Annotated in this window: 3 protein-coding genes, 2 tRNA genes and 2 rRNA genes (1 of these 7 running past the window's edge); 1 reads left to right on the top strand and 6 read right to left on the bottom strand. The window is 41.2% G+C overall.

The genetic code is table 11. The annotated features are described in order from the left end of the window. From AAZO_RS10130 to AAZO_RS10115, 4 genes are all read right to left on the bottom strand, one after another. A 23S ribosomal RNA gene (locus AAZO_RS10130) occupies positions 1-752 on the bottom strand; it reaches 2076 nt to the left of the window's first position. Between the two features lie 162 nt (positions 753-914). Continuing rightward, positions 915-987 (bottom strand) — tRNA-Ala (locus AAZO_RS10125). A 58-nt stretch (positions 988-1045) separates the two neighbouring features. After that, positions 1046-1119 (bottom strand) — tRNA-Ile (locus tag AAZO_RS10120). Between the two features lie 129 nt (positions 1120-1248). Further along, positions 1249-2737, bottom strand: a 16S ribosomal RNA gene (locus tag AAZO_RS10115). The 16S and 23S rRNA genes sit together here with 2 tRNA genes alongside, the layout of an rRNA operon. Positions 2738-3354: 617 nt before the next feature. Here AAZO_RS10115 and nadC point away from each other — a divergent pair. Then, on the top strand, positions 3355-4227 hold the full coding sequence (gene nadC, locus AAZO_RS10110) for a carboxylating nicotinate-nucleotide diphosphorylase (RefSeq protein WP_013191172.1): 873 nt from the start codon (positions 3355-3357) through the stop codon (positions 4225-4227). Between the two features lie 75 nt (positions 4228-4302). Here the strand turns inward: nadC and AAZO_RS10105 are convergent, their stop codons facing one another. Both AAZO_RS10105 and AAZO_RS10100 read right to left on the bottom strand, forming a co-directional pair. Then, complete coding sequence (locus AAZO_RS10105) at positions 4303-7014, bottom strand: substrate-binding domain-containing protein (protein ID WP_013191171.1); 2712 nt, start codon at positions 7012-7014, stop codon at positions 4303-4305. A gap of 1100 nt (positions 7015-8114) precedes the next feature. After that, on the bottom strand, positions 8115-9341 hold the full coding sequence (locus tag AAZO_RS10100; RefSeq protein WP_013191170.1) for a RuBisCO small subunit-like domain-containing protein: 1227 nt from the start codon (positions 9339-9341) through the stop codon (positions 8115-8117). Positions 9342-10225: the final 884 nt, after the last annotated feature.

Below are 10225 nucleotides of genomic sequence, written 5' to 3'. Positions count from 1 at the left end.
ACCTCCACTTGGTGTTACCCAAGCTTCATCCTGACCATGGTTAGATCACCAGGGTTCGGGTCTATAAACACTGATTATCGCCCTCTTCAGACTCGGTTTCCCTTTGGCTCCAGCATTCTCGCTTTAACCTACCAGTGCCTATAAGTCGCCGGCTCATTCTTCAACAGGCACGCGGTCATCCGTTTAATCGGACTCCCACTGCTTGTAAGCTAATGGTTTCATGTTCTATTTCACTCCCCTTCCGGGGTTCTTTTCACCTTTCCCTCGCGGTACTTGTTCGCTATCGGTCACACAGTAGTATTTAGCCTTACGAGGTGGTCCTCGCTGATTCACATGGGATTCCTCGTGCCCCATGCTACTCGGGATGCAGCTACTATCCTTTAACTTTCGACTACAGGACTTTCACCTTCTCTGGTGCAGTATTTAGCTGCTTCGTCTAGTCTCTAGATTCGATATCGCTGTCCCACTACCCCAATCAGTAAACCAATTGGTTTAGGCTCTTCCCCTTTCGCTCACCACTACTGAGGGAATCTCTAGTTTGATTTCTCTTCCTCCAGCTACTAAGATGTTTCAATTCGCTGGGTTGGCTCTTTCCTGCCTATATATTCAGCAGGTAGTATTTAGGGTTGCCCCATTCGGATATCTCCGGCTCATAGTTTGCTTCCAACTCCCCGGAGCATTTCGTCGGTAACCACGTCCTTCTTCGCCTCTGTGTGCCTAGGTATCCACCATTAGCCCTTATTAGCTTGACCACTTTTCCATTGGTTCGACTTGCATTCACTTTCATTCTCATCGAATGTCTATGTCTGCCTGCTTTTTTTCGCGTTACTATGCAGTTTTCAAGGTTCTGACTGGAACTTCACCCAGCAGTCTGTACTATCTCTCTAGCTACAGTTGCTGAACTTTTTCCAATGTGGAAGTTAGCGGACTCGAACCGCTGACATCCTGCTTGCAAAGCAGGCGCTCTACCAACTGAGCTAAACTCCCATCAGTCAGTTATAAGTTTCTTTTGACTAACCACTTTTCACTGTTAACTGATTTCATGTGGGCTATCCTGGACTCGAACCAGGGACCTCACCCTTATCAGGGGTGCGCTCTAACCACCTGAGCTAATAGCCCTTACATGAACCAAATTATAGTTTGAAGCCATACTTCAAGAACAGCGACCGACCTAGGATAGACCAATTCAGAATCTAATTACAGAATAACAGAATGTGTTCGATTTCTAAATGGATTAGGTCTCCCTAAAAAGGAGGTGATCCAGCCACACCTTCCGGTACGGCTACCTTGTTACGACTTCACCCCAGTCACCAGTCCTACCTTAGGCATCCCCCTCCAAAAGGTTGGGGTAATGACTTCGGGCGTGACCAACTTCCATGGTGTGACGGGCGGTGTGTACAAGGCCCGGGAACGAATTCACTGCAGTATGCTGACCTGCAATTACTAGCGATTCCTCCTTCACGAAGGCGAGTTGCAGCCTTCGATCTGAACTGAGCTACGGTTTATGAGATTTGCTTGCTATTGCTAGCTTGCTGCCCTTTGTCCGTAGCATTGTAGTACGTGTGTAGCCCAAAACGTAAGGGGCATGCTGACTTGACGTCATCCTCACCTTCCTCCGGTTTGTCACCGGCAGTCTCTTTAGAGTGCCCAACTTAATGCTGGCAACTAAAAACGAGGGTTGCGCTCGTTGCGGGACTTAACCCAACATCTCACGACACGAGCTGACGACAGCCATGCACCACCTGTGTTCGCGCTCCCGAAGGCACTCTCAGCTTTCACCGAAATTCGCGACATGTCAAGTCTTGGTAAGGTTCTTCGCGTTGCATCGAATTAAACCACATACTCCACCGCTTGTGCGGGCCCCCGTCAATTCCTTTGAGTTTCACACTTGCGTGCGTACTCCCCAGGCGGGATACTTAACGCGTTAGCTCCGGCACGGCTCGGGTCGATACAAGCCACGCCTAGTATCCATCGTTTACGGCTAGGACTACTGGGGTATCTAATCCCATTCGCTCCCCTAGCTTTCGTCCCTCAGTGTCAGTTGCGGCCTAGCAGAACGCTTTCGCCACCGGTGTTCTTCCTGATATCTACGCATTTCACCGCTACACCAGGAATTCCTTCTGCCCCGAACGCACTCTAGTTCTGTAGTTTCCACTGCTTTTACAAGGTTGAGCCTTGCTCTTTAACAGCAGACTTACAGTACCACCTACGGACCCTTTACGCCCAATCATTCCGGATAACGCTTGCATCCTCCGTATTACCGCGGCTGCTGGCACGGAGTTAGCCGATGCTTATTCCTCAGGTACCGTCATTTTTTTCTTCCCTGAGAAAAGAGGTTTACGACCCAAGAGCCTTCCTCCCTCACGCGGTATTGCTCCGTCAGGCTTTCGCCCATTGCGGAAAATTCCCCACTGCTGCCTCCCGTAGGAGTCTGGGCCGTGTCTCAGTCCCAGTGTGGCTGATCATCCTCTCAGACCAGCTACTGATCGTCGCCTTGGTAGGCTCTTACCCCACCAACTAGCTAATCAGACGCGAGCTTATCTTCAGGCAATAAATCTTTCACCTCTCGGCATATCCGGTATTAGCCACCGTTTCCAGTGGTTGTCCCCGACCTAAAGCCAAATTCTCACGCGTTACTCACCCGTCCGCCACTAAGTTCCTAAGAACTTCGTTCGACTTGCATGTGTTAAGCATACCGCCAGCGTTCATCCTGAGCCAGGATCAAACTCTCCGTTTTGGTAAGTTTGTTTTTTAGCTCTCTTGACCAATTTTTACAACCACGGTCAGGTTATTTTCTTTACTGACGCTATTTCCTGTTGTATACTGGCTTTCAAACTATAATATTTTCAAGGTTCGGTAGTCCCTCCGAGTCCGCTCTTTGGCGCTCTCTCTTTGGCACTTATTCAATATATCGAACCTATCTTTTAATGTCAACTACTTTCACTAACTTTTTTTCACCTATTTTTTAATCTCTCTTTAAACTCTGATATAACAAGGGTTTTAGTCCCTAAAAATACTAGATATGGATACCAAAGCTGGATTGATCACCCGGGATGCATATTTTTGTAGGATGTGGGGGTTTAATACTCGCATCAGAATCATCCGATTTTGGATTGATGCTACAGATAAATCCCGGGGTTGGTACCATTCAGGAATTATTGATCACAGTAGTGGTGAGCTACTCTAGCAAGCTCCTAATGTCATGGGGACGCAAGGTATGCGGATCATCTGCCTGGGAAAGCGTCTCATATAGAAGCGGATGAACCAGATGTGATCGCAGGACATGAATCAATAGTTGATAGGCTTGAGTAGAAATAGAAGAATTTGAACTCAATTCTAGAGGTAAGAAATCAGATGAAAGGTTCAGTGGCTGTACTACCACCGTTTTTAGTGCTGGATCAGTTGTTACAAACTTGGTTGGTGGAAGATATCGGTAGAGGTGATCGCACTACCCAATCTCTTTTATGCCAAAATGCAACCATAGGACAAGCCCAGTGGATAGCAAAAGCACCTGGGATAATTGCTGGTTTACCGATTGCAGCTAGAGTATTTCAGTTGTTGAATGATCAAGTCAGCTTTGTTGCTGTTTCCTCTGAAGGTGCAAAGTGTGAACCGGGACAGGTGGTAGCAAAAATTAATGGTTCACTGGATGCGCTATTGATGGGGGAAAGGGTGGCGTTAAATTTGGTGATGCGGCTGAGTGGAATTGCAACGCTGACTAATATATATGTGGAGAAAATAGCAGATTTACCAGCAAGGTTTGTAGATACACGCAAAACGACACCAGGTCTGAGAATTTTGGAAAAGTACGCTACTGCTGTCGGTGGTGGGATTAATCACCGAATCGGTTTAGATGATGCAGTGATGATTAAGGACAATCATATTGTAGCGGCTGGGGATATTGGTGAAGCGATCACACAGATTCGTTCCCGGATTCCCTATCCTTTGACCATTGAGGTGGAGACGGAAAGTTTGGAACAGGTGCACTCAGCATTGGAGTATCAAGCTGACATTATTATGCTGGATAATATGACTGTGGATATCATGGCTGAGGCGGTACAGCTGATTCGTCAGATGGATAGCCGGGTAAAAATTGAAGCTTCGGGGAATGTCAGTTTGGAAACTATTCGTGGTGTGGCAGAAACTGGAGTTGATTATATTTCTAGTAGTGCGCCGATTACTCAGTCTAGGTGGTTGGATTTGAGTATGAGAATGATCCCAAATTAAGTCTTGTACAACATAAAATCTAAAGTCCCAAAATTAATGGGAGTGATTAGGGGTAAAAATAATCACTCCTTAACTTTAATCTTCTGGATTTTCCTGGGAAAACTTCTTGAGGATGGTGATAGTTTGTTCTCCCCTAGCAGCAGTTGCTGTCATCAGATATTGAAGTAAACTATTGGAGAAGGGAACACGGAAATTGAAGGTTCCATCAGGTTGAATTTCAATTTCATGATCATCAATAGTCACTTTTGCTCCTGGTTCGGTAGATCCATGAATAACTAGTTCTGTATCTGTGACAAACCAGAAATCTTCACTAGGAGGATTGAAGATCCGAATAGTACCTGAACGAGCTATACCTAACCAACAATTATTATCTGTTGTATAGCCAATTTCAGTTATGTAATCACGATTGCTAGTGGGAATATCTATATAGCGATCGCAAGTTGCTTCCTCACATTCATACTGCTGAACTAGTTGGGGTGTTTGATAACTCAGATCAATGTCAGTAGCATCATAAAGCCTCACTGCTAAAAGACGACCTCCTTTTTTTCGCAGTACTTCTTTGTGAGTTTCTGAAACATACCAAGAAACATAAGCCCACTTAGGTGTACGGGGTGTGAAGACAATGCTGCTATCTGTGTCTATATCCAAGAAACTAGCAAATTCTGTGATGTTAGTTCGTATTTTTAACTCTGATGAAACTTCTATCTTTGCATCTGTTTTCAAGATTGCATAGTCAATAGTCTCTTCTGAGAACATTGATGAAATAGACAAGTCTGAGGAAAACTCTTCTGGTGTCAGATCAATTTTGAGTTCAGCCTCTGCTAAGTTGTTGAATAAATCTCCTAACTCATCTAATAGTTCAGGTAGTGAACTTGTTGTTTCATCTTTGCTCAGTGCTATATCTAAATCTAATGTTTCTGGTGGTAAGCCCAATAATTCTGATAGGGACGTAATAGGCTCTTTTGTAGATACAGGACGTAATTTTAGTGGAGTATTACTGGAATCAGTATCAAGAGAGGTTGCTGCCATACCGAGTAATTCTGAGAGTGAAGTACTAGAGTCAGCATCGGATGAAATTGGTGGAAAACCTATTACTTCTGATAGTGGAGTAGTGGTATCTTGATGAAATGGCGCTGCTGGGTTATCTAGTAATTCTGATAGTGAAGTGGTTAATTCGTAAGTTAGCAGTTCTACATCAAATGTAATTCCTGAAATTCTGGGTACTGATGGGTAAGGTGTATTAACAACAGCCACTGGCGCTTCTGTATCCCATACTACTTCACCACAATCAACAGCTATTGTTTCAGTAGGAATGTCAAAATCATTTGTATGATCTACTCTGGTATTTGTTCCTGTGACAATTGCTGTTAATAAATTACCTGTTAGGTTATCTTCTTGAGTAAGGTTAAGATATTCCTTGTCGGATAGCATTGAAGTTGTAGTTGTAGTTTGATTTAAATGCGATATTCCATTAGTGCAGCTACCATTTTCAAGATAGGGAAGAATGCTGTAATCGTCTGGTGTGATTGATATTGTTTCTGTGGTAGATGTGCTGGAAATTAATGTTTCCAAGTTATCTGTTTTTTCATCTACTGATCGCAGTTTTCTCTTGAACCACCAAGTTAGAAACCCACCTAAACCAAAAATTGGCAATAGCGATAAAACTATTAAGAGTATGACGTTCTTATCCTCAAGCGGATCATTTTCCAGAGGACTCACAAACTGTTGTTCATTACCAGAACCAAGAGTATTGATTGGAGTTTGTGATTGTGGAGTGGTACTTATAGTGGAATTTTCAGATGGTGCAACAGTTAGTAGGGGTTGAGGTTTTGATGAGGAAGTTGTTAAAGTTTCTCGATTAACACTTTGTAAAGAACTGGCTGCGATCGCAGAGGCTTCAGCTTCTCTAGGAGGTTCTAGCGCCTTTTTTCTTACAGGTGCAAGGGTAAGACTCAGAAAACCAACTACTCCTGGGTTGGGATTTTGCTTGTAAACGTAAACCAAAGGCTGAGAAAATGGATATTGAGAATTACCTGGTGTAACTCCCTTGATTTTCAGAACTCGCACATCTAGTAGCTTTGATACTTGATTAGCTATAACATAGCTAATGACATCTGTACCTAATTGTTGGATAATTTGGGCAGTTTTATCTTCAGCTATTTGAGTCGGATTCGTTCGTGTAGGAAACTCAGCAGTTTGAAAAACTGAATAATCACGAAAGGCATTATGAGTATTGCTTGTTGAGGGTCGATTAATTAGCCGGATCTTACCAGATTGAACTCCTAGTTCTGACCAGTCCTTAATTTGGCCTCGAAAAATTTTAGCAAATTTTTCAGGAGTCAAACTTCCTGGAAAGGGATTATTTGCACCAACGATGATGGCTATTTTTTCTCGGTGCAAATGGACTTGTTCTAAACCTCGAGCTTTTTCTGCTGGAGTTAGGTCTCGTGCGATGGCAGCTATATCAATTTTGCCTTCTAGCAAAGTCTTGAGTGCAGCATCAGCATCAGCACTATTCACCCCCACTTCTATCTGTGTACCAGAAAATTGGTTCTCAAATGTATCTTTTAGGCTTTGGTTAATCATGACCAAACTCGCAGAACCATCAATTCGCACTTTGATTCCATCCTCCACTGTTTGCGGCAGCGGGAAAGTAGTAAAATCAGATTTTAATTCTGCCTGTGTAGGAGCTAACACAAATAAGTTGGCTACCACACCACTGGTAGCTAAGGCCAGCGATAATACCAGATTAACGATTACACCATCTTTTTTTTCTTGTTGCCACATATGCCCCTTATCAAGGTAAAAGAAACAGTAAAGCGGACTATTATTAGTCAAAATGTAATTTTTATAGAGGAGACGGGCTAATTATACAACTTTGTTATCTTTATCCCCAGTAACTGAAGTTATTTAGGAAAATTTATACTATGATATATTGGCTTTAATGTGACAGCAAAATTTATTACTGTTGATTTTCGTAAAAGTTCCCCATGACCACTCAAACCCAGGATGGAAAAAATTCTCATGGAATCTAATGCTCAATTAAACTGATAAATATTATTGATGTTCTAGAATAGTTTCTCCCCATTGTGCGAATTATTTGCAATCATCTCTGGGCTTAGAACATGATAATCTATAAGTGACATAAGTAAGTAGATACAAATAAACATAACTATCTAACAAAATGTAAATTACTTGAAACCTTTGGAACTCATTGATTCCCCTTTGCTGCATTCGCTATGACATAGTTATAGATTTTTCCGCCCACCTAGTTACTAGCATTAATTTAATCAAAATTGTTGAAGGCGGAATAGTATTACCTATACCAGTGGCAGGAGGCAGAAGGCAATAGGGAAGAAAGCAAGCTTTATGAGCTTCTTAACCTTTTTTTACTGGATAGTTATTTTTGCCGCAGCCCAATAGCTATATATCTTTGACAGCTCTTAAAGATAAAAATGACAATTAGCCTGAGTTTCACTCAGCAACTCCACTCAGGCATTCAACCGTATTTATGCTATTCTCGCATTTCAGGTCATCCAAAAGCATGACCTGCTTAGTTCTTATAGAATACAGGCAATGTAGTAAAATATTGTACAGCTAATTAAGTTAAGAGCAGGAGATACTCATAGTATGCAGAAAGTTAACTAATTACGAACCTGGACTTAGACGGTGTTTGAAAACTCATGGTGTAGCTTGCTTCCCGCAGGGTACGTAACGCAGCGAAGTGAAGTATCTCAGATTACCTAAATTCTTCGTTCCGCTTTACTCCACATGGCTATAGCTTGCATGACGACGTAGAAGTCATAGACCACGCTCCGCGTTCACGCAGTACCCCGAAGGGATACACAATTACAAATTATACCTTTCTTAACTTTTTAAACATCCTCTTACGGACGTTGAATAATAGTTTCCACCACCCGTTTTTTTACTTGTGGGTCAATTCCTACCAAGCGCACATATTCACCACTATATTCAGCTAAGCAAGATTCTAAAGCTGAAATAGCATCCGATTCAGCATGAGCATGAATAGTACCGCAACTTTGCCAAGAACCAGTACGAAAATGACGTTCATCTATGTGTTCAATCCCAATTTTGTAACCTTGAGATAAGATGTTGCGGACTTGTGCTTGGATATCTAAAGTTAAATGAGTATTTGATAATTCTTCTTTTTTAAGAGAAACTTGACTAACGGGTGTTTCGGCAATAGATGCAGCAGGTTGATAGCTTTTACCGCGATTTAAACGATTATATTCATCAACTAACTGGGAAGTTTCCACCCGTTTTTGTTCAGCTACCATGAATTTACCAGAATCAATTAAATGGGATAGGCTGAAATTAGGCCGTTTAAAAGCTGGTGGACCTTCTGCACTATTAACCACCCGCGAGGATACATTTTCAAAACCGATTGTATGAATAAACTCGCGGATTTGTTCATCATAAATGCGGGAACGTAAAGTACTAAAGAAGTCAATAGATTGATAAGCAAAATTATCAACTAATTGCTCAATTTCTCGCTGCAAAAGTGCATCTTCTGCAAAGATTCCCCCAACCATTCCCACCTTGTCATCACGGTTAGGTTCCCAGTAAAATTTTTCCATCCGTCCATCTCGAGTCAATGGTGCGTAAAGAGTAGAGAAATCATTACCTGTCACTATAATTGGTACGCGACGAGTCGGGTTAGAATCGTAACTTCCTGGTAACTGCACATCTGTGGGACTATCAGCAATATTCATCAGTGTGGCATTTACCAACTGGGTATTTACTGTATATTGAGTACCTTCATCAAAGCGTCCTGCACCAGCATCTAAATCATTAATCATAAGTACGCACATTTTTCCACGTACCTTGATTAATTCTGCTGTTTCCCGATAACGTAACCTAATCAGCCGTGCTGGATCTCCTGCATCTGAACTTTCTAACTCTCCCCCAGAAATCAAAGTTGTTTCAATACCCATTTTGTCAAAGACTAATTCACATTGAAAAGATTTTCCTTCACCTTTGCGTCCATGAATACCTAAAATTAAGGGAACTCGAATACCAGGAAGATTCAAGAAGTTTTTGGTGATATGAACAGCAAGTTTATCGAGAAAGCTGGGAGCAATATAATAACTCATATAATTATCCCTAATTATGACTTCTTCACTTCATCATAGATTTTTTGTGTAACAATAGTCAATTAAATGGTAAATAAAATTTGGTAATACGCAGACCTAAGTTAAATTACTTAAGTTGTATTCAAATGAAATTGATTTATAAATATCACTATGAATGAATGATTCATCAATTACAATCACCAAATTACTAGATTCGGGTTTAGAGGAACTGAGAAACATTTATCAAAAAATTTGGTATGCTTACTGTTCCACAATTCTTAGTATTGAACAAGTAGAGTAACTGTTGAATAAGATTTATAGAACGGGAGTAATTGAAAAGGAAACTTATCAGTTAGGAATATTTTATGATAAAGTCATTGCAAATTCTCAAATAGTTGGTTATTGATCTTATGGTGCAGAAGCAAAAGATCATATTAATCATTGGAAATCACATAAATGTTATTTATTTCCCTCATTGCAGAGATAAGCTTTAAAAAATCATCCTTGATGAATGGAAAACGGATTACAGCCTACTCTCGATTTAGTTTTCACATTGTTGAGAGTAAGGTAATAGATTTCGGGGGTGGGTTTGTCATGGATGATTATATAATAAGCTATCAAATTTAAAAAATAGGAAACCAATTTAACCAAGTATCCCAATTTCCTACAATGTGAGCAAATTCCGTATAACCTCCTGTTATAGGATAATCGGCATCATTATTTTTAGCTTCTTATACCCAACTGTTTGAACTTATCAATTTAGAAAAAATATTCAAATACCGTATATTTAACTCCTGACAGACCAAAGTAAATTCCTGAGATAAATTAGCAATTCTCTGATCTCGTTCATCATTCCCAATGGGTGATGTACTAACCACTACAATAGGATATAGCTTTTTAGCTTC

Source organism: 'Nostoc azollae' 0708 (genome assembly GCF_000196515.1).
In the GTDB taxonomy this organism is placed as follows: domain Bacteria; phylum Cyanobacteriota; class Cyanobacteriia; order Cyanobacteriales; family Nostocaceae; genus Trichormus_B; species Trichormus_B azollae.
This window is presented reverse-complemented; position numbering and strand designations above follow the sequence as displayed.